We start from the raw sequence: 25,426 nt of genomic DNA on the forward strand, positions 1-25,426 counted from the left end.
ATCACTCCTGTTTAATCTCTCTGATATTGAGTACGTAGAAAACAAAAAGACCTAGCATGCGCTAGGTCTTTTATTCACTCTATGAGTAAAGCGAGATAACGATTAGTCTTCTAGCTTTAGCTCTTTTAAGATTTGGAAGATCTCACGAGAAGACTTTGCAGGCTTGTTCGCTGATTTCTCTTTGTTAGCTTGGCGAGCTAGCTGACGAAGACGCTGACGGTCTGCTTCAGGGTACATTTCCATTACTTCTGAAATAGCCGCATCACCTTCAGCAACAACACGATCACGCAGTTGCTCAAGCTTATGTAGCTCAGCTGTTGCTTGTGAGTGTTTGTTACGTACTTTATCCAAAGCCGCTTGAATTGGCTCAGGATCGACATTACGCATTACTTTACCAATGTATTGAAGTTGACGACGCTTCGCTTCATTTTTAAAGCGTTGTGCATCTTTAATCGCTTGTGCCAAATCTTCAGACAGCGGAAATTTGTCTAATACAGAAGGCTTTAGACCAACAAGCTCTTCTCCTAGCTTTTGCAGGGCATCCATGTCCGTTTTCATTTCTGTCTTACTTACCCAGATGATTTCTTCTTCTGGTTCCCATGGGGCTTTTTGGTTTTTGCGAGCCATCTTTTCTGCCTATGTCACTATCTCAAACGAATATATTGCCTATTTTAGCAAGAATCTTGGGGAGAAAGCGAAATTCTTGTTATCCTACGTAATATTGACCTAAAAAATTAGAATAGATATGGATGTAAAACAGCAAGTCGCCCAGCAAAGAGTTGAGCTAGAAGCCGCAGTAGCTAAAGCGTTGGATATGGCATCAGTGAGTGCAGACGCAGCTGAGGTCGCTATTACTAAGTCAACGGGTTTAAGTGTTTCAACACGTATGTGTGAAGTGGAAAACGTTGAATTTAATAGTGATGGTGCGCTAGGTATTACTGTTTATCGCGGCCAGAAAAAAGGCAGCGCATCTACATCTGATCTGAGTGAAAAGGCTATTGCTCAAACAGTCGCGGCTGCGCTTGATATCGCTCAGTACACGTCTGAAGACCCATTTGCAGGTCCTGCAGCAAAAGAATACATGGTAAAAGAAATTCCAGACTTGGATCTTTTCCACCCTGATGAACCAAACCCTGACTATGCCGCTGAGATTGCGATTGCTGCTGAGAAGCAAGCGTTAGCTTATAGCGACAAGATCAAACAGAGTGATGGCGCAAGCTACGACAGCCACTATGGCGTTAAGGTTTATGGTAACAGCCATGGCTTACTAGCAAGCTACGCTTCAAGCCGTCATAGCACGAGCTGCTGTGTAATTGGGCAAGGCGCTAACGGTGAGATGGAGCGTGACTACAGCTACACCGTTGCACGTCACCGTGATGAGCTATGGACGCCTGAGCGCGTAGGTCAAGAAGCAGCAGAAAAGACCATTAGCCGTTTGGATGCGAAAAAGCTACCAACAGGCCAATACCCAATTATGTTCGCTAACGATGTTGCTACTGGCTTGATTGGTCACCTTGTGATGGCAATCAGTGGCGGTAATCTTTACCGTAAATCATCGTTCCTATTGGATCATCTAGGTCAGAAAATCCTACCTGACTGGTTTAACATTTCTGAGCGACCACATATCTTGCGTGGTTTGGCTTCAAGCCCATTTGATAGCGAAGGTGTGTTCACTCAAGATCGTGAAATCATCACTGATGGTGTTCTGGCAACTTATCTACTGACGAGTTACGCAGCACGTAAAATGGACATGACACCAACCGGCCATGCGGGTGGTATTCATAACTGGTTCGTTAAATCGACCGGCCAAAACTTTGAGCAGATGTTAAAAGAGTTGGGTAAGGGTTTCCTAGTGACTGAAGTGATGGGTCAAGGCGTTAATACCGTAACGGGTGATTACTCTCGTGGCGCTGCGGGCTTCTGGGTTGAGAACGGAGAGATCCAATACCCAGTATCAGAAGTCACAATCGCCGGTAACCTAAAAGACATGTTTACCCAGATTGTTGCTGTGGGTAACGACGTAGAAACACGTTCGCAAATTCAAACGGGTTCTATCTTACTTGAGTCGATGAAAGTCGCGGGTGAGTAATTTTGCCTAATTTTCTTCAGTTTAAACATGAGGTTTAAATATGAGATTTAGACCTGAAGCTAAAATCTGATGCATTAAAAAGGGAGCCAATGGCTCCCTTTTTGTATTTACCGAGTCGGTAATTAAGCTAGATAAGTATGGTTGCTAAGCCTAAGAACACCGATAGGCCAATAACATCGGTTACTGTGGTCAGTGCCATACCACCAGCAAGGGCTGGATCGATATTCATCTTCTTCAACATCACTGGGATAGTTACACCAGCAATACCAGCGACAATCAGGTTAGTCATCATCGCCGCTGAGATGATGCCTCCCAGTATCCAGTTACCTTTCCAAGCAACCACAATACCACCAATGATAACAGCCCATAACACGCCGTTTAGGAAGCCGATGGCTGCCTCTTTGAGTAGTAGTTCGCGTTTGTTACTGTCACCGATATGACCGAGTGCCAAACCACGAATTACTAGAGCAACAGTTTGGTTACCGGCAACACCACCCATCGAAGGTACAATCGTCATCAGTACTGCAATCGCTGCCATTTGGTCGAGCGTTGCTTCAAACATATTCGATACTGATGCTGCCGCCAGCGCAGCAAGAACATTAGCACCAAGCCATACACTACGACGACGAGCGGATTTTACGACTGGTGCGAAGGTATCTTCGTCATCGTCCATACCCGCCATACTCATCATTGAGTGCTCGGCATCTTCACGGATAACATCAACTACGTCATCGATAGTGATACGACCAACAAGATGTTGATTGCTATCGACTACTGGCGCTGAAACCCAATTACGACGTTCGAACAGGCTCGCAATGTCGGAAGCGCTGGTTTCAACCGCGATCGCTTCGTCGGCATCCTCCATCACTTCGGAAACCGCGACATCAGGCTGAGTCGTTACCAGTGTGGTAAGCGATAGGTTACCGATAAGACGTTCTTCTTCATCAATAACATACAGAGCGTCAGTTGCATCCGGCAGTTCGCCACGCATACGCATGTAACGCAATACAACGTCAACATCGACATCACCACGAATCGTGATTACGTCGGTATTCATGATCGCACCCGCTGAATCTTCAGGGTACGACAGGGCCGTTTCAACTAATGCACGATCGACGGAGTCCATTTGAGAAAGGACTTCGCGAGAAACATCGTCGGGTAGGCTTCGAAGTACGTACGCGACGTCATCGGTTTCCATGCCTTCGGTTGCTTCTGCTAAGGTCTCCGGTGCCATTTTTGACACAAGAGCATCTTTGACGTCTTCGTTTAGTTCATCAAGAATTTCACCGTAGTCTTCAGGATCGGTGAGTTGCCAGAGTACGTCACGACTTTTGCGAGGGGAGGCTTCTAAAAGGTGTGCAATATCTTCAGGCTCCATGTCCTGAAGTTGTCGGCGTACGTGAACAAATCGGCCGTTTTCTAGGGCTTCGCTGACTTCTTGGAGGGTTTGGTGAGCTTGGTCGAATTCTAATTGCTCTGCCATATTTTCCTCCTATCTCATTATTCTAACAATGGTTGGAATAGTAACTTAATTCTGGGACTTATTTAAATCATAAACTTAGCTAGAACTAAGATTTAATATTGGTTGGTTCGTTGTTTGAGTCTTAGGCGTTGCGAGTGAAGCGTTTTCGCTACTCCCCCTCATCAAACTTGTCTTCAATGAGATGACAGACGGCATCCAATGCTTGCTGTGAATCGGTGCCTGCAGCTTGAATCGTAATATGTTGCCCTTGCGCTGATTCCAGCATAAGTAACCCCATTACGCTGTCTGCTGTCGCTGTTTTATCTTCTTCGCTATGGATAGTGATGGTTGCATCAAAGCTTTGTGCAAGCTCAACCAACTTTACGGCTGCTCTAGCGTGAAGACCCAAGCGGTTTTGGATCAGTACAGTTCGAGTTAATTCCATGGTTAGCCCTGTTGGTGCTTCTCTAGGGAGGCGTGTCTGATTTGAACTTGATGGCCAAGTTGCTCGAAGTACTCACCAATTTTCTGGGTTAGATAAACCGAGCGGTGTTTGCCGCCAGTACAGCCAATCGCGACTGTTAGGTAACTGCGATTGTTCTTCTCTAACATTGGTAACCACTGTTCAACAAAGCCTTGGATCTGTTGCTTGAGTTCCAGAACTTCTGAGTGTTCTTCTAGAAAGGAGTGAATTGGTGCATCTAGACCGGTTAGTGGTCGTAGTGCGGGTTCCCAGTGAGGGTTCGGCAAAAAGCGAACATCAAACACGTAGTCGGCATCACTTGGTAGGCCATACTTAAAACCGAAAGATTGAAAGACGATGATCAGCTCTTGCTTCTCTTTGCCTTCAACTTTAAAACGAACCTTTTCACTCAATTCGTAGAGGTTGCAGTCACTACTGTCGATCACAATGCTGGCGTGCTCAGCGAGAGGTGTCAGGAGTGTCTTCTCTAAATCAATCGCTTGCTCAAGAGAGAGCTTTTCTTGGCCGATCGATAAAGGGTGAATTCTGCGTGTTTCGCTGTAGCGCTTGAGTAACGTCTGCTTGCTCGCATCTAGGAACAAGACGTTTACATCGATATTAGTGGCAGAGTCTAGCTGTTCTAGCATCTCTGTGACTAACTGAGGTTCTTTCGGTAGGTTACGAATATCAATGCTAACAGCGACGTTTTGATTGATCTCACGTACCGACTCGACGAAGTCATTGAGCAGATTTACTGGAAGGTTATCGACACAGTAATACCCTAAGTCTTCAAGGACTCGCAGCGCAACACTCTTACCGGCCCCCGATTGGCCACTAACAACGATTAATCGCATGTTATTACTCGCAAGTTGGCACTTGAATCATGATGTCGTAAAGCTCTTGATCGCTTTGAGCATTACGCAACTGTTTAAGAGTCTGCTTGTCGTTGAGTCGCTCTGCCATACAAGAGAGGGTTTTTAGATGCTCCTTGCACTGTTCACTTGGAACAAGCAGGGCAAATAGTAGGTCGACAGGACGATTATCAATCGCATCAAATTCGATGGGATCTTGGCATTGCAGTAATACAGCAATCGCTTTATCACTGACATTCATACGAGCGTGAGGAATAGCGATGCCATTACCAATACCTGTACTGCCCATTTTTTCACGGCTCAACATGCACTCAAACAGTTCTGTTGAATCTTGACCACAGCTTTCTGCTGCGATCTGACTGATGAGCTCAAGGGCTCTTTTTTTGCTTGTGCATTGGACTGCACTTTTGGTGCAGTCCAATGAAAGTACTTCGCTTAATTGCATGTTAGTGACTACTTAGCTTTTCTTTGTGCTTGTTGAGTTGGCGGACGAGTTTATCAACCAATGAATCAATCGCGGCATACATGCTTTCATCTGTTGCTGTCGCATGGATTTCCCCCTGATTTATATGCAGGGTAGCTTCTGCGATTTGATTGATTTTCTCAACTTTTAAAACAACCTGAACGCTATTGATATGATCAAAGAAGCGCTCAAGTTTGTCGAATTTGGTGTGAACATAGTCTTGCATTGAATCGGTAAGATCAACGTGATGGCCTTGAATATTGATTTGCATAGACTTTCCTTTTCAGTTGGTTGCCTGATTATAGTTGCTAAGTAACTAGCGACTAAATGAGCTTATAGCAGGCGTTTACGCTGACTCGATGGGGCAATGCCCAGAGACTCACGGTATTTCGCTATAGTACGTCTAGCTACCTGAATTCCTTGGTCAGCCAGTAAAGCAGCAATCTTACTATCACTTAGAGGCTTCGCGGTATTTTCCGCTGCGACAAGCTTCTTAATGAGTGCGCGAATTGCTGTAGATGAACATTCACCGCCATTGTCAGTGCTGACATGGCTTGAGAAAAAGTATTTGAGTTCGAAGATGCCACGTGGCGTATGCATGAATTTTTGAGTCGTTACACGAGAGATCGTGGATTCGTGCATATCAACAGCTAACGCAACATCATTAAGAACCATTGGCTTCATCGCTTCTTCGCCATGTTCGAAGAAATCACGCTGATGTTCAACAATGCATCGTGCAACTTTGAGTAGCGTCTCATTTCGGCTCTCTAGGCTTTTAATTAACCACTTTGCTTCTTGCAAATTTGAGCGGATGTATTGATTGTCGGCGCTGTTGCCTTTACTGCCCAGATCAGCGTACTGCTGATTCACTTTCAACTTAGGAACGCTATCAGGGTTAATGGTCACTAACCATTTGCCAAGGTCTTTGAAGACAGATACATCCGGAACCACATACTCAGTTTCATCTGGAGTAATCTTACTGCCAGGGCGAGGGTCCAGCTGTTGAATAAGCTGCAAAACTTCACGTAGTTCTGCTTCTTTCAGCTTGGTCTCTTTGATAACCAGTTTGTAATCGCGGTTGCCGAGTTGGTCGATATGGCTAGTAAGTACTAACTTAGCTTCGTTGAGCCAAGGCGTATCTTGGGGAAAGGTTGCCAGTTGCAGTAACAAGCAATCTTGCAGGTTGACTGAACCAACACCTAGCGGGTCAAACTGCTGAATTCGTTTACGTACGGCTTCAATTTCATCAAGCTCGATCTCTTCATTGTCGAAGTTTTCAAGGATGTCTTCACAAGTTACAGTGAGGTAGCCGTAGTCGTCGATGGCATCGATTAATGCAAAAGCGATGCTTCGGTCGGTGTCAGTGAATGGTGTTAAGTCGAGTTGCCAAAGTAGGTAATCGTGCAGGCTTTGAGTGGTTTCGCCTTGATAAACCGGCATGTCGTCATCAATCGCAATACCCGTATTACCGGTGTTTGCGCTGTAGACGTCTTCCCAAGTTGTGTCGATTTCTAGTTCGTTGCCAATCTCTGATTTTTCGATCAAGTCTGAGCTATCAGGTAAGTCTTGCTCTGTGGCTTCAACTGTTTCTTTTTCGTCACTGCTAGGTTTTTCTTCCGATGTTGGCGTATCTTCATTGCCTTCTTCGACATCGAGTAGTGGGTTAGATTCAAGTGCTTCTTGGATCTCTTGTTGCAAATCTAAAGTAGACAATTGCAACAAACGAATCGCTTGCTGCAATTGAGGAGTCATTGCTAACTGTTGGCCTAGCTTAAGTTGTAATGAGGGTTTCATTCAGTGTGACTTACCTAGTTATTATTCTTAGAACTCTCGATACTCTCTATATAATCATAGACGGAATTGTTCGCCTAGATAAACTTGTTTAACTTGTTCGTTATTGAGAACATCTTCAGGAGTACCCTCAGCGATCAGGTGCCCTTGGCTTACGATGTAAGCTTTTTCACACACGTCTAATGTTTCACGAACGTTGTGGTCGGTAATCAAAACGCCCAAGCCGCGATCGCGCAGGTGAACAATGATTTTTTTGATATCGATTACTGAGATCGGGTCAACACCGGCAAACGGTTCATCCAGCAGGATAAACTGAGGGTTTGCTGCGAGTGCACGAGCAATCTCTACACGACGACGCTCACCACCTGACAGAGCCATACCATTACTGGTGCGGATATGTTGGATGTGGAACTCTTCTAGCAGGTCTTCCAGCTTATCCTGACGCTGTTCGTTGGTCATCTCATCACGGGTTTGTAAAACCGCCATGATGTTGTTCTCTACAGACAACTTACGGAAAATCGATGCTTCTTGAGGCAGGTAACCGATACCAAGACGAGAACGGCTGTGCATTGGCAAGATACTGATGTCTCGGTCATCAATGCTGATGGTACCTTCATCACGCGCAACCAGACCAACAATCATATAGAAAGACGTGGTTTTACCCGCACCGTTAGGTCCAAGCAGACCGACGATCTGGCCTGACTCTACCTGTAAGCTTACATCGGTAACAACCTTTCGTTTACTGTAGGTTTTCGCTAGGTTTTTTGCTTTAAGAACAGCCATCGTTACTTATTCACTTCCGTTGGTTGTAAAACCGTTGACACTCGTTTGTTTTCACCACTGTCAGCGACTAATTTCTGAGAACCGATCTGGTAAGTGATCTTAGAGCCGCGAATGATACTGCCATCTTGAGATAGCATCGCATTCTTAGTCATGATCAGTCGGTCGGCAACAAGCTGGTAATGCAGGTCGTCAGCTTCACCGTAGAGTGTCTTACCGTCGTCAGTAAGCTGCGAGAAGGTTGCTGGCTTACCGAAGCCTTGAATTTCTTCAATCTCACCATTTACGGCGTTACGAGTAACAATAACCTTGTTGGCATTGATATTGATGCTGCCTTGTTTAAGGTTCACATCACCAAGGAAAGTCACTTGGTTACTTTTCATATCCAATTGCTGGCTGTCTGAGTCAATGTAGACAGGTTGCTCGCTATCCGAAGACAGAGCATAGACATTAGGTGCCGCAAGGGTCAAAGCGAATAAACTAAGGTGTAAGAGTTTCATATCTACCTTGAACAGAATTAAAGAGGGTCGCATTGTTGGTACCGAAGTTACCCTTCATTGCTTGTCCCTCAGTTTCAAAAAATGTACCGATCATATGGACCGGAGTATCTGAGTAAAAATCTCGGCTAGGCAGCTCAACAACCATTTTATCTGTGGTCATTGTATCGAAGCTGGCTTCTGGCAACAGATTCTTTGCCACGACGTTGTCATAAAAAGTGACAACTTGATTCTCATCCATAATCGCGCGATCAGCGGTGACTTGCCATTCAATCGTATGCCCTTCACGGAATACCGAAAGAACTGGATTTTGAAAGTGCGTATCGCCAACCACTGAGTAGTGTTCTAAATACGTCGATTCAACCTGATAGCTGCGAATACCGCTTTCGTCGTAGCTAATGTTGTTCAGGCTTTTGCCACTAAACGCGGGCAGCTCCAAATTGGGAGCCACTTGTATTGTTGATGTTTGCTCTTTGTCGTACAGGTAATAGGTCGACCAAGAGGCAATAAATATGAGTATTAAATAGATAATACGAGTAAAACTCATATGCTTAAACCTTTATGCACGTCGAGTTCATTTCTTGCTTGTAAAATCAGGTCGCACACTTCACGTACCGCGCCATGTCCACCGTTAATGGTTGTCACGTAGTTTGCACGCTTTGCAAGTAGCGGGTGCCCATCTGCCACACAGACCTTCAAGCCAACTTTTTCCATTACAGGCCAGTCAATCAGATCGTCTCCGATGTAACCTGTATTTTCAGGGTTTACAGAAAGCTTATCGCAAATATCTTGGTATGCCTTAACTTTATCGTCTTGACCTTGATAAATTAGCTTAATGCCTAGAGCGGTCATACGATTCTCAACAATTTGAGATTTGCGACCCGTGATGATCGCGATTTCAATGCCAGCGTTCATCAGTGATTTTATGCCGTAACCGTCACGAGTGTGGAAAGTTTTCAGCTCTTCACCGTTGTTGCCCATGTAGATGCGACCATCAGAGAAGACACCATCGACATCGCAAATTAGCAGTTTGATCTCTTTTGCGATTGCAAATACATCTGAGTTAACAGTGCCGTATAGAGTTTCGACTGTCTGTGTCATTACATTACTCCAGCTTTCAGTAAGTCATGCATGTTTAACGCTCCGACTAATTTACCCTCTTGGCATAACATCAGGCCATTGATGCTCTTCGCTTGCATCAAGTTTAAGCCCTCAACCGCGAGCATGTTTGGCTCGGCTACCGTCGGGTTTAGCGTCATCACATCGCCGATCTGCGTGTTATGGATATCAACGCGTCTGTCTAAGATACGGCGTAAATCACCATCGGTAAAAATACCGGCCATTTGGCCATCTTCACCAACGATTGCAGTCATGCCTAAGCCTTTCTGAGAGATCTCTAACAGAGCATCTCGAACGAGCGCATCCGGTGCCACAACAGGCAGTGCGTCACCTGTGTGCATAATGTCGTCCAGTTTCAACAGCAGTTGACGACCTAAAGCGCCACCTGGATGAGACAATGCAAAGTCTTGAGCGGTGAAGCCTCGAGCCTGCAAAAGTGCAACGGCTAATGCATCACCCATGACCAAAGTCGCCGTGGTGCTTGTTGTTGGTGCTAAGCCCAGTGGACAAGCTTCTTCTGGTACTGAAATTTGTAAATGGATATCAGACAAGGTAGCCATGTTTGATGCTGGCTTGCCTGTCATGCTGATGATCTTGATGTTCAGACGCTTTAATACAGGAAATAGGCTGAGGATTTCTCCCGATTCACCTGAGTTGGATATTGCAATCACAATATCGCCAGGTTCGATCATGCCGAGGTCACCATGCGCCGCTTCGCCTGGATGAACAAAGAAAGCCGATGTCCCGGTACTTGCCAATGTTGCTGCGATTTTGTTGCCAATGTGGCCTGATTTACCCATGCCCATCACAACGACTTTGCCTTTGTTGTTCAGGATAAGGTCGCAAGCTTTACAAAAATCATCATTAAAATATTGGTCTAATTGAGTGAGACCTGCAACTTCGGTTTCCAAAACTTGTTTTGCAACGCTGCGGTAATCAAATGGCTGAGACATCAAATACTCCAAGTACGGGAAGTTAAATCAACAATTAAGCCGACATGTTCATTAATAGGTAACTTTGGTAGGCCACGAACGTCACAATTAACACGCCGCCTTCAATACGATTCACACTACGAGATTTTCCTAGTGCCATCACAACAAGCAGTAGCGATACGCCTAGCATTACCCAGAAGTCACGACCCATAGCGAACTCGCTCAAGATCGAAGGGTTTAGGATGCCCGGGATACCCATAACAGCAAGGATGTTGAATACGTTAGAACCAATGATATTACCTACAGCCATATCATCTTCACCCTTCATAACGCCGGCTAGTGATGCTGCAAGCTCAGGTAAGCTAGTGCCTACGGCGATGATAGTTAGACCAATGACAAGGTCGCTCATGCCGAAGTATTTCGCGATGATTACGGCATTATCAACCAGCATATCAGCAGCCAAAGGCAGGATAATCAGGCCAATCACGACCCACATTGCAGCTTTAGGGTTACTTACGCCCTCTGGGATTTCTGATTCTTGCTCGTCAAGGAAGGCATCACCGTTCTTCTTCTCACTACGGCTGATTTGCAGCATGGCAAATAAGAAAGCAGCGAAAAGAACAAACAACAATACGCCTTCATAGAAACCTAAATGGTTATCCCAAAGCAGTGCGCCAGCTAATAAAGTGACACCAATCATTAATGGTAGTTCACGGCGAATCACGCCAGAGCTAATCGATAGCGGCTTGATAAGGGCGGTAATACCTAAAATCAACGCAATGTTAGCGATGTTTGAGCCAAGTACGTTACCTACAGCGGTATCTGTTTTGCCATCAAGGGCTGCTGTTGCAGAAACCATCATTTCAGGAGCCGAAGACCCCATTGCTAAGATCGTCATACCGATAACTAGTGGTGAGATACCGAAGTTGCGAGCAAGAGCAGCGGCGCCGTAAACCAGCTTATCTGCACTCCACACCAAAAAACCTAGACCGATAATAAGAAACGCAATCGCTTCAAGCATGATGATTCCTAAAAAAATAATAAAAAACGGAGAATTAACCGCTAATTTTGACCTGTTGCTAGATAAAAGGGAAGTCACTCGGCAAATTAATTACCAGTTAGCAGGCAAGAAAGAGAGCTCAATAGATAATTTCCTAATGCTTTCAAATCCCTGCATAGATTCCTGTTTAATATGAATTAATTGAACAGTGCTTTTAATTCTAAAGTAGACTCATTATTATTGCAGCCATAATTGGCGTTTTTTAAAGCAAGGAAACAACAAAAATATGTTGAACACTGAGCTTGTGAAAGTTAAGAACCTCAGCTTCTCACGCGGTGAGCGCGTTATCTTTGATGACATCAGTTTAGAGGTGCCTCAAGGCAAGATAACCGCAATCATGGGGCCGTCTGGGATCGGCAAAACGACTTTACTGCGTTTGATCGGTGGGCAACTGCCGCCAGATGAAGGCGAAGTTTGGTTTGATGGGGACAATATCCCTGCATTATCACGTCGAAAGCTATATCAAGCACGTAAGAAAATGAGCATGCTATTTCAATCGGGTGCGCTTTTTACGGATCTCAATGTCTTTGATAATGTGGCGTTTCCACTGCGAGAGCACACTGAACTTAATGAAAAATTCATTCGTACCATCGTATTACTTAAGCTTGAAGCGGTAGGATTACGTGGGGCAGCGCAATTAATGCCGAGTGAGTTGTCTGGCGGTATGGCGAGGAGAGCTGCGTTGGCTCGTGCAATCGCACTGGATCCAGAACTTATCATGTACGATGAGCCGTTTGTTGGCCAAGATCCCATCACCATGGGCGTATTGGTTGAATTGATACGAAATCTCAATCAAGCCTTGGGCTTAACCTCGATTGTTGTTTCTCACGATGTGCCAGAGGTGATGAGTATTGCTGATTGGGTTTACCTCATGGCGGATAGCAAGATCATTGCTGCTGGAACACCTGATGAGTTGTACAACAATAGCGATCCGAGAGTGCAGCAATTTTTGCAAGGCGAAGCGGATGGTCCAGTACCATTTAGATTCCCTGCGAAGAGCTTAGAAAAGGATTTGTTTTAATATGATTGCTAAAACTATTGCGGGTGTCGGTAAGCGTACACTTGCGATCTGTGAGTCATTTGGTCGAGCAAGCCTGATGTTATTTGGGGCTTTGTTTGGCATCCCGCGACTAAAAAACTTCCCTTTATTAGTAAAACAACTTTATAGCGTCGGCGTTCAGTCATTGGCTATTATTTTAGTTTCGGGTCTGTTCATTGGCATGGTGCTCAGCCTGCAAGGCTATGTCGTGTTAATTGACTACGGCGCTGAGGGAAACCTTGGCCAAATGGTCGCGCTTTCACTGTTGCGTGAGTTGGGGCCTGTGGTGACTGCGTTATTATTTGCAGGTCGAGCCGGTTCAGCACTCACGGCAGAGATTGGTTTAATGAAGGCAACTGAGCAGATCTCAAGCCTTGAGATGATGGCCGTTGACCCTCTTAAACGCATTATCGCACCACGTCTTTGGGCCGGGCTTATCTCAATGCCATTGCTTGCTATGATCTTTATGGCGGTAGGTATTTGGGGCGGTCAACTGGTTGGTGTTGATTGGAAAGGCATTGATCACGGCAGTTTCTGGTCTGCGATGCAGTCTTCAGTAGAACTTGGTCGAGATATTGGTAACAGCATGATCAAATGTATGGTCTTCGCTATCACCGTAACTTGGATCGCACTTTTCAATGGTTATGACGCAGTACCGACTTCAGAAGGTATCAGTCAGGCAACCACACGCACTGTAGTGCACTCTTCTCTAGCGGTACTAGGGCTAGATTTTGTTCTTACCGCATTGATGTTTGGGAATTAATCATGCAACAAACTCGAAAATTAGAATTATGGGTCGGCACCTTTGTTATTGCCGGAATTTGCGCAATCTTAATCATGATCTTTCAAGTCGCTGACGTAAAAGGCATAGGTTCGAACCATACTTACAATCTAAAAGCGACCTTTGACAACATTGGCAGCCTAAAAGTTCGTTCTCCAGTGAAAGTGGGTGGCGTCGTTGTTGGACGAGTTAAAAGCATTGAGCTTGATACCGAGAGCTACCTTCCTGTCGTTGAACTGTCTATTGACGGGAAGTACTCACAATTTCCAGATACCTCTAGTGCTCAAATTTTAACATCTGGCTTAATTGGTGAGCAGTACATTAGTCTGGTTCCCGGCTTCATTTTTGATGATGAAGAGATGTTGGTCGATGGTGATTCAATTGAAGACACCAAGTCAGCATTAGTACTAGAAGATTTGATTGGCCAAGTGCTGTATAGCGTTGGTGGTTCTAATGACAGCGAAGCTAAGGAATAAGATGATGTTGAAAACTATTAGTCATTTAAAAACTATTGGTTACTTGAAATCAATGTTTATGGCGGCAATGGCGTTGCTTATTTCTACCCAAGCCTTTGCTGCAGAATCGATTGACCGTACTCAGCCTTACCAGATGATGACTCAAGTTGCCGAAGTGGCATTTGAGCGTTTGAAGAGTGAACAAGACAACATCCACCAAGATCCTGAATTATTGAAGATCATCGTGGAAGAAGAGTTGATGCCTTATGTGAATGCACAATATGCAGCTCTTAAGTTACTTGGACCAAACTTGAAAGGCGCGGATAGAAAAGACGTGGGCGTGTTTATCGATTCATTCCGTAAATACCTGGTTTCTTCTTATGCCCAAGTGCTGACTCAATACACGGATCAGACGATTGAATTTGGTCCAGAACCAAAAATCAAAGCGGATAGCCGCATTACCAGTATCAAGGTCGACATCATCGATACACCGCGACCAAACATTAAGCTTGAATTTAAGCTTCGCAAAGACAAGAAATCTGGCGAGTGGAAAGCATTTGATATGGTTGCCGAAGGTATTAGCTTGTTGTCGAGCAAGCAATCGGAGTGGAATACTAAGATTCGTCAAGAAGGCATCTTACAAGTTGCTGACGAACTAGAGAAATTAGCCGCACAACCAATTCGTTTTGAGAGTAACAAATAATGAGCCATTCTCAATGGCAAGCACTAAGCTCTAAAGAGTATCTGCTGCTTGGTGATTTAGACCGAGACAGTGTACCTGCAATCTGGCGTATATTGGAAAAGTGGCAAACGACGGAATCGAGCGTTGAAATTGACCTTAGCCATATAAATCGAGTCGATTCAGCAGGAATGGTGATGCTAATTCACTTATTAGAGCATGCAAAAAATCAAAACTGTCATATAATGCTCAGTTTCGTGCCAGAACAATTACGAACGTTGTTCCAATTGAGCAATATCCAGCCAATGATGGCAGAACACATAAAAAATTAGGCAGGAGCTATTTGTGGACAGCACAAAAGTACAAGAATTATTAGCAGAAGCACTGAACCTTCAGGAAATTTTCGTGAAAGGGGAAGGCAGTCATTACGAAGTTGTTGCGGTTGATCCATGTTTTGACGGCATGAATCGAGTTAAGAAGCAGCAACTAATCTACGGCCCACTAATGGAATACATTCAACGCAATGACATCCATGCTCTTTCTATTAAGGCTTTCACGCCGGAAGAGTGGGAACGTGATAAGAAACTGATGTCACTTTAAGGTTTATGATGGAAAAGTTTCGAGTTATTGGATCGGATAAGCCGCTAAGCGGTGAAGTGACGATCTCAGGCGCAAAAAATGCAGCGCTACCTATCTTATTTGCTTCAATTCTTGCTGAAGAGCCAGTAGAAGTAAGTAACGTTCCTCACCTACGTGACATCGATACTACGATGGAACTGCTTAAGCGTTTAGGCGCAAAAGTATCACGTAATGGTAGTGTTCATGTTGATGGCAGCGAAATTAATGAATTTTGTGCGCCTTACGATTTAGTGAAAACAATGCGTGCTTCTATTTGGGCTTTAGGTCCTCTAGTCGCTCGTTTTGGTGAAGGCCAAGTGTCACTTCCAGGCGGTTGTGCAATTGGTGCTAGACCTGTTGATCTGCATATCCACGGCCTAGAGCAACTAGGTGCGACCATTAAGTTGGAAGATGGTTATGTGAAAGCAAGTGTTGATGGCCGTCTGAAAGGCGCGCACATCGTGATGGATAAAGTAAGTGTGGGTGCCACCATTACTATCATGTGTGCAGCAACGCTAGCGGAAGGAACAACAGTACTTGATAACTCAGCGCGTGAGCCTGAGATTGTTGATACGGCTGACTTCCTAAACAAACTGGGTGCTAAAATTTCTGGCGCAGGTACAGATACGATTACTATCGAAGGCGTTGAACGTCTTGGTGGTGGCCAACACTCTGTGGTTGCTGACCGTATTGAAACAGGTACTTTCCTGGTTGCTGCTGCTGTGTCTGGCGGTAAAGTGGTTTGTCGCAACACCAACGCTCATCTTCTTGAAGCTGCCTTAGCGAAGCTTGAAGAAGCGGGTGCGAAGGTTGAAACGGGCGAAGACTGGATCAGCCTTGATATGACAGGTCGTGAGCTGAAAGCGGTGAAAATCGTAACAGCACCTCATCCTGGCTTCCCAACCGACATGCAAGCACAGTTTACTCTGCTTAACATGATGGCGAAGGGCAGTGGTGTTATCACTGAGACTATCTTTGAAAACCGCTTTATGCACATTCCTGAGTTACAGCGAATGGGTGCAAAAGCCGAAATCGAAGGCAACACGGCTATCTGTGGTGAAACGGAAAAACTGAGCGGCGCTCAAGTAATGGCAACGGACCTTCGCGCATCTGCGAGCCTTGTGATTGCTGGCTGTATCGCTCAAGGCGAAACCATCGTTGACCGTATTTATCACATCGATCGTGGCTACGATAAGATTGAAGATAAATTGTCAGCCTTAGGCGCAAACATTACACGATTTCGTGAGTCGAGCTAACCTAGGTTAGTGGGTTCATGAATCAGTAAGATGAAAACATAAAAGTCGGAACCTTGGTTTCGGCTTTTTTATAGTTGTATTTACCGCAAGTAAATCTATTGCTCATTTTTGCGCGAATAGATGAATCAACTTGGCGGTCGGTGAGGAACAAAATGATAGCAATATTACGTATTTTCGCAGTGGCGATATTTGCGATTCTTATGTTTGTATTTGGTTGTGGTTACTGCCTATTAAGTCCACGCAATCCAAAACACGTATTTACTTTTGGCCGTTATTTCGGTCGAATGTCGAAGATCTTCGGCATGAAGTTAGAGCTTCGCATCCCAGAAGATGCCTACTCTCGCGGCCAACATGTTTATGTAGCGAATCACCAAAACAGCTGGGATCTATTCACGATTTCATCTGCGGTAACGCCAAAAGTGGTGACGGTTGGTAAGAAAAGCCTAGTGTGGATGCCGTTATTTGGTCAGCTTTACTGGTTGACGGGTAACATCCTAATTGACCGTGCTAACCGCAGCAAAGCGGTAGGTACGATTGATCAGGTCGTGACGAGTTTAAAAGAGAGCGATGTTTCAGTTTGGATGTTCCCTGAGGGCACTCGTTCTCGTGGCCGTGGTCTGCTGCCATTCAAAACAGGTGCATTCCATGCTGCGATTGGTGCTGGCTTGCCTATCATCCCTATAGTGTGTAGCTCAACCGGTGGCGTGAAGCTAAACCGTTGGAACAATGGTCACGTGATTGTTGAAATGTTGCCACCAATCAGCACTGAAGGTTACGACAAGTCTAATGTTCGTGAACTGGCTAACCTAGCTCGTGAGCAGATGGCTGCTAAGCTTGAAGAGTTAGACAAAGAAGTGGTTGAGCTTAATAAAAAGTAATTATCTAAGCGAAACGATGAACAATAAAAAAGGTTGCCAACAGGGCAACCTTTTTTTGTATCTGATAAACACTCAGTATTACGCTAAGTCGTTTATTAGAAGGTGTTTAATCTAGAGATTAAAACCTATTTACGAACCGCAATAGCTTCGATCTCGATACCTACATCTTTTGGCAGACGTGCTACTTCAACACATGAACGTGCAGGGTAGTTTGCAACGCCGTGCTCATCGAAGAATTTGCCGTAAACCTCGTTTACTGTGCCGAAGTCGTTTAGGTCTTTAACGAATACCGTTAGTTTTACGATGTCTTTTACAGTCAGGCCTGAAGCTTCAACAACCGCTTGAACGTTGTCTAGAGATTGGCGAGCTTGCTCTGCGATATCAGCAGATACTTCACCAGTTGCTGGGTTTACTGGGATTTGACCAGAAGTCAGTACCATGTTGCCAAGGTCAACGCCTTGTACGTATGGGCCGATTGCAGCTGGAGCAGATTCTGTGTGAAGTACTTTAGTCATTGGTTTATTCCATCAGTTATTAGATAAAAATCAATTTTCAGTGTGCCTTCAAACTTTGGATAGGTAAAGCGCAAAATACCCCGCATAGGCGAGGTATTTGATAGTTTTTACATTCGGTCTGCTTTGCCGTATGACGTTATCTTTCTGTCACGATCTCACGAGAGAAGACTTTTTCGCAATACTTACATTTCAATCGAATATCTTCTTTCTTTTCAAAGATCTTAAAGCTGCTTTCAACCGGTTCATTGTGAGTAATACAGTTGGTATTTGGACACTCGAACACATCGTTGATTTGCTCAGGAAGTTCTAGCGGTAGCTTCTTAACCACTTCGTAATCTTCGATTTGGTTCACTGTTGCGTGAGGCGCGTAAAGAGCCAGTTTGCTCGCCTGTTCTTCTGTGATAAATACATTCTCAATCTTGAGCAGGTCTTTTCCGCCTAGTGCAGAAGACGGCAGGTTTAGGCCAATCGTCACGCGCTGATGAGAGTTGTGCATGTCGAACAGTTTTAGCACCTTGATCCCGATATTGGCTGGGATATGGTCGATAACAGTACCGTTTCTGATTGCTTCAACTTTTAATTGAGTCTCTTTAGACATGATATCTCTCCTCTACAGCGTTTCGTTAAGAACAAGGGCTAGCAATGCTTCACGAGCGTAAACACCATTCTCTGCTTGCTGGAAGTAGTAAGCGTAAGGTGTTTTATCGACATCGACAGTAATTTCATCAACGCGAGGAAGAGGGTGCAGAACCTTCAGGTTATCGCGTGCATTTTCCAGCATCGAAGCGGTCAGGATGTATGCAGATTTGATGTGCGCGTATTCTGACTCATCGAAGCGCTCTTTTTGAACTCGAGTCATGTACAAGACATCAAGCTCAGGAATCACATCTTCCATGTCCGTCAATAGTTGGTACTTGATGCCCGCTTCATCAAGCTCTTCGCAAATGTAGTCTGGCATCGCCAGTGCTTCTGGTGCCACGAAGTAGAAACAGATGTTGTCGAATTTCGCTAGTGCTTGAGTCAACGAGTGAACCGTACGGCCGTACTTAAGGTCACCAACGAATGCAACGTTTAGGTTGTCGAGGCGGCCTTGTGTCTCAGCGATAGAGAATAGGTCTAATAACGTTTGTGTTGGGTGTTGGTTTGCGCCGTCACCTGCGTTAATAACAGGTACACCGTTTGAGAACTCAGAAGCCAGACGCGCTGCGCCTTCTTGAGGGTGACGCATCACGTAAGCGTCAACATATGAAGAGATAACCTGTACCGAGTCCGCTAGCGTTTCACCTTTCTTTGCCAAAGAAGTGTTACCACCACTGTCGAAACCAATCACATCACCACCGATGCGTTGAATCGCAGTTTCAAAAGAGAGACGAGTTCGCGTAGAAGGTTCAAAGAAGCAGCTGGCAACAACTTTGTTCTTGATGAGTTCTGGATTTGGTTCAGCCTTTAGCTGACCTGCCGTTTGAACAATTAATTCTAGCTCTTCACGAGAAAGCTCTGGAATTGAGATGATGTGCTTTTGATAGAGCGAATTCGCCATGATCTTCTTCCCCACAATAATGTATTGGCCATAAAAAAGCCCCCCATAATGGGAGGCTTTAAAAAAGTGCTGAAAAGCAGAATAGACGGCCTGGTAAGCATCTTAGCTTACGAGCAATATTTGGTGTTTTCACAATATTACTATGTGTTATCACAATATTGGTTGGCGTCATTTTCACTACTCTCAGACAAATTGCCGAGAATTATACGCTTTCAATTTGTGAGCGCAAGCGATTACATCAAGCTTTTGTTTACTTTCAGTATTCGCTATTGACCCAGTGTCGCAACCATTACCGCTTTGATGGTATGCATGCGATTCTCAGCTTCATCAAACACAATTGAGTAATCCGATTCAAAGACTTCATCAGTAACTTCTAAACCGTTCATTCCATACTTATCTGCGACTTGCTGGCCGATCACGGTTTCATTGTTGTGGAAAGCAGGTAGGCAATGCATGAACTTCACTTGAGGGTTACCAGTGAGCTTAATAACATCCATGTTCACTTGATAAGGCGTCATAACCGCAACACGTTCGTCCCAAGCTTCTGGCGCCTCGCCCATTGAAACCCAAACATCGGTATAAAGGAAATCACAACCTTTAACACCTTCAGCAACGTCTTCTGTAAGAGTGATTTTGGCACCTGTGCTTTGCGCGATAGCTTGGCACTCTTCGACAAGTTGCTCTTCTGGCCAGAACGCTTTAGGCGCGACAAGGCGAATATCCATGCCCATCTTCGCGGCACCGACTAACAGAGAGTTACCCATGTTATTGCGTGCATCGCCTAGGTAAGCAAAGCTGATTTGGTGCAGATGTTTTCCGCGACCATGCTCAAGCATAGTGAGGAAATCAGCCAAAATCTGAGTAGGGTGGAACTCATCGGTTAAGCCGTTCCAAACCGGCACGCCCGCATAAGCGCCTAAGTCTTCAACGATACTCTGGCCAAAGCCACGATATTCGATGCCATCGTACATACGCCCCAATACACGCGCCGTATCTTTCATTGATTCTTTTTGACCAATCTGAGAACCAGAAGGACCAAGGTAAGAGACCTGAGCACCTTGATCAAAGGCGGCCACTTCAAACGCACATCGTGTTCGAGTTGATGCTTTCTCGAAGATCAAAGCAATGTTTTTGCCGTTGAGTTTCTTCTGCTCAGTGCCTGCATACTTAGCTTTTTTTAGGTCAGCAGACAGGTCGAGTAAAAACTGAATCTCTTTAGGAGTAAAGTCGAGAAGTTTTAGAAAGTTACGATTGCGAAGATTAAAGGCCATCTCTCGCTCCTTGCGTATATAGAATCAATGAAGAACTTAGTTAAACATAAAAATGCTATATTTGTGAATATTTATTTTATCAATTTGATAAAAAAGGCCAGTAAATGAATACTGGCCTAGATAAGACTATTGAGTCTGTTTAACTGAGCTCTTTGACTTAGATACCATCTCTTTCGATAGGGCAACTCATACAGCGCGCGCCGCCACGACCACGGCCTAGCTCGTTGCCAGGAATCGTTAGAACTTCGATACCCGCTTTGTCGTATTTCTCATTGGTGTAAACATTACGTTCATAACCAATCACGGTACCTGGTTTCACTGTCAGTACGTTGTTTGCGTCATTCCACTGTTCACGTTCAGCTTCGTAGTTGTCACCACCGGTAGTGATGATTTTCAGTTGATCAAGGCCTAGCGCCCCTTCAATTGCTGATAGGTAGTTTTCAGCTTTTTCGACACGCATTTCGCCATTTTCTTTTGGCGTTAAGCGCCAAGTGTCTAGGTCTTTACGCACGATCTCTGGATAGACAGAGAACGTGTCGATATCCATGTGTGTCATCACCGTATCAAGGTGCATACAAGAGCGGTGTTTTGGTAGATCGATCGCAATCACTTCGCTCGCTTGGCCTGATCTAAATAGGCTAGCCGCTAGGTTTTCGACGCCTTGTGGTTTAGTACGCTCTGAAATACCAACCAGTACCGCACCTTTACCGATAACCAGTACGTCACCGCCTTCAATGTTAGCGTTGTCGTAGTGAAGGTCTTCATCACCAAAGTACTTAATGAAATCTTGACCTGCGAATACTGGGTGCCAGCGGTAGATAGCACGCAGGTGATTCGTTTCACGTTGACGTGCAGGCTTCATCATCGGGTTAAGCGATACACCGCCGTAAACCCAGCAAGAGGTATCTCGCGTAAATAGGTGGTTAGGCAGTGGCTCGATAACGAAATCGAGTGGTCGATGCATTTTAGGCAGCATCGATGATGATTTGATAGGAAGCTCAGAGTAGGCCAAGCCACCGAGTAAGATCGTTGCTAGATGCTCATTATCCATTTGAGCAAGGTAGTTTCTTAAGTCACGGGCGAAAGTCGGCCCATAACGGAAATCTGAGATTTGAGTATTCAGCAACCACTCACGAGCCTGAGATACGTCAAGCGTCTCTACTAGCAGGTCGTGCAGCAGTAGCACTTCTACGTCTTGGCTGCGCAGCGTTTCTGCAAAGGCATCATGTTCTTCACCAGCGGCTTCAACGGCAAGTACATCATCAAATAGAAGATCATGACAGTTTGAAGGGGTGAGGTGGGTGAGTGCTCTTTCAGGTCTATTTAGGAGAACTCGTCTCAATTGACCGACTTCGGAGCCAACGTACAGCTTACTCATTTTGCATCCTTACTATTAATCCAGCGTCTATTTATGACAAGCTTGTCCGTAATATGCAAGTTTTGTAGATTGAGTTAATACAAGGTATTTGGCTAATAATTGGTCATAAAACCTGTTGTTCTTAATTTTATACAGATTAAATTCCAACTAACTGGCTATCGAACGGAACAACGTTTTTGAGGATCTATGCTCAATTCGTGGCTTGTTAGAATTGAATTTTGCTTATTAATCGTGATTTTTTATTCACTATTATGCACTTTTTGATAACAAGCTGAGGATTTATGCACCCCAAAAGCGGTTTAGCGTATGCACCTAACGTGACTAATCACGCAAGTTTTATTCAATAAGCTCTAAAGTGGCCACAAAAACGAAATGCTAAAATACGGCGCAGTTAATAAAATGTTGAAAATTTGTTTCTGTGATTTTGATTTCACTTTTGAATTGATATTGGCTCTGCGATCTCGCGATAAACTTACCTTTCTAGGCCTGATCTGGGTGGCTTTTCTGGACGATCCGTGCCATATTTCGTGGCAATCAAATTTGATCTTTTCATAGTCAACACTCTGGAGCAGACACATGTCTCACGAAGATGAATATCTATCAGTAGCGGAATTAATTGAATTTCAAAAGGAAGAGACTCGCGACATCATTACAGCATTAATTGAAGATGGTAGCGATCCTGAAGCTCTATACGATATCGAGCATCACCTATTTGCTGAAGATTTCGATGTGCTTGAGAAAGCGGTTGTTGAAGCATTCAAAATGGGCTTTGAAGTGCTTGAAGCTGAAGAGACAGAAGACGAAGATGGCAATAAGCTACTTTGTTGTGATGCAACGATGCAATGTACTCTGAATGCAGAAGCGATCGATGAGCAAGTTGAGAAGCTTGTAAACCTTGCAGAGAAGTTTGACATTATTTACGACGGTTGGGGCACTTACTACGAAGGTGAAGATGCTATCTACCCAGACGAAGATGATGAAGGCGAAGAGTAACTCTTTCCCAATTTTAAAAAATGCCAGCCTCGAGCTGGCATTTTTTTACCCTCAGAAAAATAAATGTCTTTATATGCATTCATTCATTATAATGCGGTCAAAATTGATCTAGCTCAAGGAATGATATGCGGTTGCTTCTCGATGGTCTTTGGCAAATTTCGCCACTGACGGATCTCTCTATCCCACAAGATGACATCACCTTTCCGGCTCCGTTAAGCTCAAAGCTACCTGATAGCTTGAGTGAAAATGAAATTGCAGAGCAAGAGTGGCACCTGATGCACGACATCGAAGTAGATGACGCGATGTTGGCGTGTCCATTTGTTGAGTTGGTGATGGCCGGGGTCGATTACTTTGCTGAAGTTCGACTTAATGGTGTGGCTGTGTTTGATTGTGATGGTAGCCAAGCTGAATACCGTAAAGATATCCGTCCTTATATGCAGTCCGGCCGAAACCGTTTCGAGATCCTTTTCCTTGAAGAAGAGGAGAGCCTATTGCTTGAAGAGGATATGGATGACTCTGTATCTTCACAGGCTATCGCTAAATCTGATTCACGCATCGGGATTTGGCAAGCGCCATACCTGCAGTTCGTTCGAAACGTCAAGCTAGAGCAAGTTGTCACAGAGCAGATCTGGCACCACGGTGGTGGCTGTGAGTTTAAAGTGGATGTTATCTATCAAACGCTAAAGGCGGGGTTAGTATCGGCATCCATCAAGTTTAATGGTATGACACTCGTGATGCCGATTGATGTACGCGCAGAACATACTGGCGTCGTGTTCCAGGTTGAGGCGCCTATCATTTTTGATATTGAAAACCCTAACCCTAAGCATTTATACCCATTAGAAGTGGTACTCGATGGGCAAGAAGAGAGTTCTTTTGTTGCCTTGAACCCAACCTCTTGCGTCAGTAACTTTCTACGTTAACTCCGTATATTTTAGCGCTATCTTCTTTCGCTATAGCGGCGCATTCTGCTTATAACGACTTGGCCATGACAACCTCACAAGCGTCGTGGCCTGTTTCTCCCCAAGCTGACTCAAGATGCTCAAACCCAAGCTTCTCATAGAGTTTGACCGCAGCACCCAAGCACTCCGTCGTTTCTAAATACATGTGTTGATACCCAAGTTGCTTGGCTTGCTTTAAGCTCAAAGCGACAATTCGCTTGGCTAGGCCATGCCCTCGAGTTTGCGGTAAGAAGTACATCTTTTGTAGCTCACACACATTGGGTTTACCTGCTAAAGGGGCAAAGCCACCGCCTCCGACGATCTTTCCGTTGTGTTCGATAACCCAGTACATTGCATTCGCTTGGCTATAGACAGAGTACATATCATCGAGTGTTGGATCGGCCACGCCATAACCTTTATCTTCTGTGAGTCCATGCTCAGCCGAAACTTGGCGAATGACTTCGGCTAATTGTTGGTTGCCTGACTCTGTGAGTGGACGTAATACAAACTCATCCGCTTGGCATACTTTCGTTAGCCCTTTTAAATAGCTCTCAAGTCCTTGCTTAAGCAGTTGTTGTTCGTTGTCATTGAGTGCCGAAAGTACTTTTTCAAAGAAGATGCTTTGCTGCTGGTCGAGTTGAGATAACGCATCAATACCTTGAGTGGTCAGGGCGACTAATTGGCTACGCTTGTCTACTGGATTCTCTAGGCTTTCAACTAAGCCAAGCTTGATCAGCCCCGTGACAGTGCGGCTAGCATTGGATTTGTCTACGTTGAGTTGCTGCGCCAATTGGTTGATGGTGATTGGCTGCAACTGGATTTCACCAAGAGTATGAGCCTGGACTGGAGTGAGGTCGACATCGCCACACTGCTTATCAAGCATGCCAAGTAAACGAACCGTTTGACGAGAATAGTCTCTTAACTGTTGATAATTCATAACTACCTACCTTTGAATTAAGAAATAAAGTTGCGCACCGCAATTAATTTAATTGCGGTGCGCAACTTTGTCAATGGTAAGCTGAATTTTGTTCTTCGATGTAAGTTGCTTCAATCGCTCAGTGAGCTTTAGATTAAGCGTGTTGGTGTAAGCAAAACGGAGCTTGTGCTGTTTGGCTTTCAGCTTTTCGTAACCAGACTTTCTCGTGGAAGTAGTAAGCAACGGTATTTAAAGTTGGCTCTAGCAAGGCCATCACTCCGCCGATGAAAGCATCTCCAGTCAACAAGTAGACAACGGTAAAGGCAACACTAAAGTGGATGGTAGCAAAGCTTGCTGTTTTTAATTTGGTCATCCACTGACGAGCTTTAAGCGCTGGAACTTGAGCCCACGCCTTTTCATGAAAATAGAAGGCAACAGTATTCACAGAGGGCTCAATCATAGCGATCAAGCTACCAATTAAGATGTCGCCTGTTAGTACATAAGCGACACTAAATGCGATAGTAAAATGTAATGCAGCAAAGGTTAGTGTCTTTTTCATGATAATTACTCAATCGTTGTGTTGTTTCGATAGGTCTATTATTGAGAATTATTATCATTAAGTATAATGGGAAGTAGAGATT

At 44.7% G+C, this 25,426-nt stretch carries 31 protein-coding genes; 11 read left to right on the plus strand and 20 right to left on the minus strand.

Annotated features, from left to right (window positions below):
- Window positions 1–102: 102 nt before the first annotated feature.
- Window positions 103–627, minus strand: a complete 525-nt coding sequence (gene yjgA, locus MSG34_RS20375; protein ID WP_017058909.1) for a ribosome biogenesis factor YjgA — start codon at window positions 625–627, stop codon at window positions 103–105.
- Window positions 628–745: 118 nt separating this feature from the next.
- Between yjgA and pmbA the strand changes: the two genes are divergently transcribed.
- Window positions 746–2,089, plus strand: coding sequence for a metalloprotease PmbA (pmbA, locus tag MSG34_RS20380; protein ID WP_248339203.1), 1,344 nt, complete (start codon window positions 746–748; stop codon window positions 2,087–2,089).
- Between the two features lie 127 nt (window positions 2,090–2,216).
- On the opposite strand, the gene mgtE is transcribed toward pmbA, so the two are convergent.
- From mgtE to MSG34_RS20440, 12 genes are all read right to left on the minus strand, one after another.
- Complete coding sequence (gene mgtE / locus MSG34_RS20385) at window positions 2,217–3,572, minus strand: magnesium transporter (RefSeq protein WP_048605905.1); 1,356 nt, start codon at window positions 3,570–3,572, stop codon at window positions 2,217–2,219.
- A 148-nt stretch (window positions 3,573–3,720) separates the two neighbouring features.
- Window positions 3,721–3,996, minus strand: coding sequence for an HPr family phosphocarrier protein (locus MSG34_RS20390; RefSeq protein ID WP_017066670.1), 276 nt, complete (start codon window positions 3,994–3,996; stop codon window positions 3,721–3,723).
- Between the two features lie 2 nt (window positions 3,997–3,998).
- Window positions 3,999–4,868: an RNase adapter RapZ gene (gene rapZ / locus MSG34_RS20395; protein WP_048612605.1), complete on the minus strand. Its 870-nt coding sequence runs from the start codon at window positions 4,866–4,868 to the stop codon at window positions 3,999–4,001.
- Window positions 4,869–4,872: 4 nt separating this feature from the next.
- Window positions 4,873–5,331 carry a PTS IIA-like nitrogen regulatory protein PtsN gene (gene ptsN / locus MSG34_RS20400; RefSeq protein ID WP_048605899.1) on the minus strand — a complete coding sequence of 153 codons (459 nt, stop codon included), beginning with the start codon at window positions 5,329–5,331 and terminating at the stop codon, window positions 4,873–4,875.
- Window position 5,332: 1 nt separating this feature from the next.
- Window positions 5,333–5,620: a ribosome hibernation promoting factor gene (gene hpf, locus MSG34_RS20405; protein WP_009847742.1), complete on the minus strand. Its 288-nt coding sequence runs from the start codon at window positions 5,618–5,620 to the stop codon at window positions 5,333–5,335.
- Window positions 5,621–5,682: 62 nt separating this feature from the next.
- A complete protein-coding gene (locus MSG34_RS20410; protein WP_017058913.1) occupies window positions 5,683–7,143 on the minus strand; it encodes an RNA polymerase factor sigma-54 in 1,461 nt (486 codons plus the stop codon).
- A 54-nt stretch (window positions 7,144–7,197) separates the two neighbouring features.
- Window positions 7,198–7,923, minus strand: a complete 726-nt coding sequence (gene lptB / locus MSG34_RS20415; protein ID WP_004735304.1) for an LPS export ABC transporter ATP-binding protein — start codon at window positions 7,921–7,923, stop codon at window positions 7,198–7,200.
- Window positions 7,924–7,925: 2 nt separating this feature from the next.
- On the minus strand, window positions 7,926–8,420 hold the full coding sequence (gene lptA / locus MSG34_RS20420; protein WP_248339204.1) for a lipopolysaccharide transport periplasmic protein LptA: 495 nt from the start codon (window positions 8,418–8,420) through the stop codon (window positions 7,926–7,928).
- A complete protein-coding gene (gene lptC, locus MSG34_RS20425) occupies window positions 8,401–8,964 on the minus strand; it encodes an LPS export ABC transporter periplasmic protein LptC (RefSeq protein WP_046224443.1) in 564 nt (187 codons plus the stop codon). Before lptC ends, lptA begins: the two co-directional genes overlap by 20 nt.
- Complete coding sequence (gene kdsC, locus MSG34_RS20430; RefSeq protein ID WP_017058916.1) at window positions 8,961–9,518, minus strand: 3-deoxy-manno-octulosonate-8-phosphatase KdsC; 558 nt, start codon at window positions 9,516–9,518, stop codon at window positions 8,961–8,963. Before kdsC ends, lptC begins: the two co-directional genes overlap by 4 nt.
- Entirely contained in the window at window positions 9,518–10,489 is a 972-nt protein-coding gene (gene kdsD, locus MSG34_RS20435) for an arabinose-5-phosphate isomerase KdsD (protein ID WP_248339205.1), read from the minus strand. Before kdsD ends, kdsC begins: the two co-directional genes overlap by 1 nt.
- Window positions 10,490–10,523: 34 nt before the next feature.
- Window positions 10,524–11,489 (minus strand): calcium/sodium antiporter, encoded by a 966-nt coding sequence (locus MSG34_RS20440; protein ID WP_048612607.1) that lies wholly within the window; start codon window positions 11,487–11,489, stop codon window positions 10,524–10,526.
- A gap of 265 nt (window positions 11,490–11,754) precedes the next feature.
- On the opposite strand from MSG34_RS20440, the gene mlaF reads away from it, so the two are divergent.
- The 8 genes from mlaF to MSG34_RS20480 all read left to right on the plus strand — a co-directional run bounded on the left by mlaF (window position 11,755) and on the right by MSG34_RS20480 (window position 17,234).
- Window positions 11,755–12,549: a phospholipid ABC transporter ATP-binding protein MlaF gene (gene mlaF, locus MSG34_RS20445; protein ID WP_019821464.1), complete on the plus strand. Its 795-nt coding sequence runs from the start codon at window positions 11,755–11,757 to the stop codon at window positions 12,547–12,549.
- A 1-nt stretch (window position 12,550) separates the two neighbouring features.
- Window positions 12,551–13,330, plus strand: a complete 780-nt coding sequence (gene mlaE, locus MSG34_RS20450) for a lipid asymmetry maintenance ABC transporter permease subunit MlaE (RefSeq protein WP_008220420.1) — start codon at window positions 12,551–12,553, stop codon at window positions 13,328–13,330.
- Between the two features lie 2 nt (window positions 13,331–13,332).
- A complete protein-coding gene (mlaD, locus tag MSG34_RS20455; protein ID WP_017058921.1) occupies window positions 13,333–13,824 on the plus strand; it encodes an outer membrane lipid asymmetry maintenance protein MlaD in 492 nt (163 codons plus the stop codon).
- A 52-nt stretch (window positions 13,825–13,876) separates the two neighbouring features.
- Window positions 13,877–14,506, plus strand: a complete 630-nt coding sequence (locus tag MSG34_RS20460; protein ID WP_248339212.1) for a phospholipid-binding protein MlaC — start codon at window positions 13,877–13,879, stop codon at window positions 14,504–14,506.
- Complete coding sequence (locus tag MSG34_RS20465; RefSeq protein ID WP_248339206.1) at window positions 14,506–14,814, plus strand: lipid asymmetry maintenance protein MlaB; 309 nt, start codon at window positions 14,506–14,508, stop codon at window positions 14,812–14,814. Before MSG34_RS20460 ends, MSG34_RS20465 begins: the two co-directional genes overlap by 1 nt.
- Before the next feature lie 13 nt (window positions 14,815–14,827).
- Window positions 14,828–15,082 (plus strand): BolA family iron metabolism protein IbaG, encoded by a 255-nt coding sequence (gene ibaG, locus MSG34_RS20470; protein ID WP_017058924.1) that lies wholly within the window; start codon window positions 14,828–14,830, stop codon window positions 15,080–15,082.
- Window positions 15,083–15,090: 8 nt separating this feature from the next.
- The gene (murA, locus tag MSG34_RS20475) at window positions 15,091–16,356 is read left to right on the plus strand and encodes a UDP-N-acetylglucosamine 1-carboxyvinyltransferase (RefSeq protein WP_048605883.1); all 1,266 of its coding nucleotides are present in this window, start codon (window positions 15,091–15,093) and stop codon (window positions 16,354–16,356) included.
- A gap of 152 nt (window positions 16,357–16,508) precedes the next feature.
- Entirely contained in the window at window positions 16,509–17,234 is a 726-nt protein-coding gene (locus MSG34_RS20480) for a 1-acylglycerol-3-phosphate O-acyltransferase (protein WP_017058926.1), read from the plus strand.
- A gap of 125 nt (window positions 17,235–17,359) precedes the next feature.
- Here the strand turns inward: MSG34_RS20480 and MSG34_RS20485 are convergent, their stop codons facing one another.
- From MSG34_RS20485 to arcA, 5 genes are all read right to left on the minus strand, one after another.
- Complete coding sequence (locus tag MSG34_RS20485; protein WP_004735319.1) at window positions 17,360–17,749, minus strand: RidA family protein; 390 nt, start codon at window positions 17,747–17,749, stop codon at window positions 17,360–17,362.
- Window positions 17,750–17,885: 136 nt separating this feature from the next.
- Window positions 17,886–18,347: an aspartate carbamoyltransferase regulatory subunit gene (gene pyrI, locus MSG34_RS20490; RefSeq protein ID WP_017058927.1), complete on the minus strand. Its 462-nt coding sequence runs from the start codon at window positions 18,345–18,347 to the stop codon at window positions 17,886–17,888.
- A gap of 12 nt (window positions 18,348–18,359) precedes the next feature.
- Window positions 18,360–19,289: an aspartate carbamoyltransferase gene (gene pyrB, locus MSG34_RS20495; protein ID WP_012604860.1), complete on the minus strand. Its 930-nt coding sequence runs from the start codon at window positions 19,287–19,289 to the stop codon at window positions 18,360–18,362.
- 266 nt (window positions 19,290–19,555) lie between these two features.
- Window positions 19,556–20,560: an ornithine carbamoyltransferase gene (locus MSG34_RS20500; RefSeq protein ID WP_019821479.1), complete on the minus strand. Its 1,005-nt coding sequence runs from the start codon at window positions 20,558–20,560 to the stop codon at window positions 19,556–19,558.
- Between the two features lie 157 nt (window positions 20,561–20,717).
- Window positions 20,718–21,938: an arginine deiminase gene (arcA, locus tag MSG34_RS20505; RefSeq protein WP_248339207.1), complete on the minus strand. Its 1,221-nt coding sequence runs from the start codon at window positions 21,936–21,938 to the stop codon at window positions 20,718–20,720.
- A 576-nt stretch (window positions 21,939–22,514) separates the two neighbouring features.
- Here arcA and rraB point away from each other — a divergent pair.
- Window positions 22,515–22,931 (plus strand): ribonuclease E inhibitor RraB, encoded by a 417-nt coding sequence (rraB, locus tag MSG34_RS20510; protein WP_017058930.1) that lies wholly within the window; start codon window positions 22,515–22,517, stop codon window positions 22,929–22,931.
- 125 nt (window positions 22,932–23,056) lie between these two features.
- Complete coding sequence (locus tag MSG34_RS20515) at window positions 23,057–23,851, plus strand: hypothetical protein (RefSeq protein ID WP_048605873.1); 795 nt, start codon at window positions 23,057–23,059, stop codon at window positions 23,849–23,851.
- 49 nt (window positions 23,852–23,900) lie between these two features.
- Here the strand turns inward: MSG34_RS20515 and MSG34_RS20520 are convergent, their stop codons facing one another.
- Window positions 23,901–24,806 carry a bifunctional helix-turn-helix transcriptional regulator/GNAT family N-acetyltransferase gene (locus MSG34_RS20520; protein WP_248339209.1) on the minus strand — a complete coding sequence of 302 codons (906 nt, stop codon included), beginning with the start codon at window positions 24,804–24,806 and terminating at the stop codon, window positions 23,901–23,903.
- 133 nt (window positions 24,807–24,939) lie between these two features.
- Window positions 24,940–25,344 carry a DUF2061 domain-containing protein gene (locus tag MSG34_RS20525; protein WP_017063741.1) on the minus strand — a complete coding sequence of 135 codons (405 nt, stop codon included), beginning with the start codon at window positions 25,342–25,344 and terminating at the stop codon, window positions 24,940–24,942.
- Window positions 25,345–25,426: the final 82 nt, after the last annotated feature.

This window comes from Vibrio sp. 1CM2L (genome assembly GCF_023161695.1).
Lineage (GTDB): Bacteria > Pseudomonadota > Gammaproteobacteria > Enterobacterales > Vibrionaceae > Vibrio > Vibrio coralliirubri.

Bases quoted from the DNA above. Each gene is read 5' to 3' on its own strand.
- yjgA (WP_017058909.1), bottom strand. From the start codon at position 627: ATGGCTCGCAAAAACCAAAAAGCCCCATGGGAACCAGAAGAAGAAATC.
- pmbA (WP_248339203.1), top strand. From the start codon at position 746: ATGGATGTAAAACAGCAAGTCGCCCAGCAAAGAGTTGAGCTAGAAGCC.
- mgtE (WP_048605905.1), bottom strand. From the start codon at position 3,572: ATGGCAGAGCAATTAGAATTCGACCAAGCTCACCAAACCCTCCAAGAA.
- MSG34_RS20390 (WP_017066670.1), bottom strand. From the start codon at position 3,996: ATGGAATTAACTCGAACTGTACTGATCCAAAACCGCTTGGGTCTTCAC.
- rapZ (WP_048612605.1), bottom strand. From the start codon at position 4,868: ATGCGATTAATCGTTGTTAGTGGCCAATCGGGGGCCGGTAAGAGTGTT.
- ptsN (WP_048605899.1), bottom strand. From the start codon at position 5,331: ATGCAATTAAGCGAAGTACTTTCATTGGACTGCACCAAAAGTGCAGTC.
- hpf (WP_009847742.1), bottom strand. From the start codon at position 5,620: ATGCAAATCAATATTCAAGGCCATCACGTTGATCTTACCGATTCAATG.
- MSG34_RS20410 (WP_017058913.1), bottom strand. From the start codon at position 7,143: ATGAAACCCTCATTACAACTTAAGCTAGGCCAACAGTTAGCAATGACT.
- lptB (WP_004735304.1), bottom strand. From the start codon at position 7,923: ATGGCTGTTCTTAAAGCAAAAAACCTAGCGAAAACCTACAGTAAACGA.
- lptA (WP_248339204.1), bottom strand. From the start codon at position 8,420: ATGAAACTCTTACACCTTAGTTTATTCGCTTTGACCCTTGCGGCACCT.
- lptC (WP_046224443.1), bottom strand. From the start codon at position 8,964: ATGAGTTTTACTCGTATTATCTATTTAATACTCATATTTATTGCCTCT.
- kdsC (WP_017058916.1), bottom strand. From the start codon at position 9,518: ATGACACAGACAGTCGAAACTCTATACGGCACTGTTAACTCAGATGTA.
- kdsD (WP_248339205.1), bottom strand. From the start codon at position 10,489: ATGTCTCAGCCATTTGATTACCGCAGCGTTGCAAAACAAGTTTTGGAA.
- MSG34_RS20440 (WP_048612607.1), bottom strand. From the start codon at position 11,489: ATGCTTGAAGCGATTGCGTTTCTTATTATCGGTCTAGGTTTTTTGGTG.
- mlaF (WP_019821464.1), top strand. From the start codon at position 11,755: ATGTTGAACACTGAGCTTGTGAAAGTTAAGAACCTCAGCTTCTCACGC.
- mlaE (WP_008220420.1), top strand. From the start codon at position 12,551: ATGATTGCTAAAACTATTGCGGGTGTCGGTAAGCGTACACTTGCGATC.
- mlaD (WP_017058921.1), top strand. From the start codon at position 13,333: ATGCAACAAACTCGAAAATTAGAATTATGGGTCGGCACCTTTGTTATT.
- MSG34_RS20460 (WP_248339212.1), top strand. From the start codon at position 13,877: ATGTTTATGGCGGCAATGGCGTTGCTTATTTCTACCCAAGCCTTTGCT.
- MSG34_RS20465 (WP_248339206.1), top strand. From the start codon at position 14,506: ATGAGCCATTCTCAATGGCAAGCACTAAGCTCTAAAGAGTATCTGCTG.
- murA (WP_048605883.1), top strand. From the start codon at position 15,091: ATGGAAAAGTTTCGAGTTATTGGATCGGATAAGCCGCTAAGCGGTGAA.
- MSG34_RS20480 (WP_017058926.1), top strand. From the start codon at position 16,509: ATGATAGCAATATTACGTATTTTCGCAGTGGCGATATTTGCGATTCTT.
- MSG34_RS20485 (WP_004735319.1), bottom strand. From the start codon at position 17,749: ATGACTAAAGTACTTCACACAGAATCTGCTCCAGCTGCAATCGGCCCA.
- pyrI (WP_017058927.1), bottom strand. From the start codon at position 18,347: ATGTCTAAAGAGACTCAATTAAAAGTTGAAGCAATCAGAAACGGTACT.
- pyrB (WP_012604860.1), bottom strand. From the start codon at position 19,289: ATGGCGAATTCGCTCTATCAAAAGCACATCATCTCAATTCCAGAGCTT.
- MSG34_RS20500 (WP_019821479.1), bottom strand. From the start codon at position 20,560: ATGGCCTTTAATCTTCGCAATCGTAACTTTCTAAAACTTCTCGACTTT.
- arcA (WP_248339207.1), bottom strand. From the start codon at position 21,938: ATGAGTAAGCTGTACGTTGGCTCCGAAGTCGGTCAATTGAGACGAGTT.
- rraB (WP_017058930.1), top strand. From the start codon at position 22,515: ATGTCTCACGAAGATGAATATCTATCAGTAGCGGAATTAATTGAATTT.
- MSG34_RS20515 (WP_048605873.1), top strand. From the start codon at position 23,057: ATGCGGTTGCTTCTCGATGGTCTTTGGCAAATTTCGCCACTGACGGAT.
- MSG34_RS20520 (WP_248339209.1), bottom strand. From the start codon at position 24,806: ATGAATTATCAACAGTTAAGAGACTATTCTCGTCAAACGGTTCGTTTA.
- MSG34_RS20525 (WP_017063741.1), bottom strand. From the start codon at position 25,344: ATGAAAAAGACACTAACCTTTGCTGCATTACATTTTACTATCGCATTT.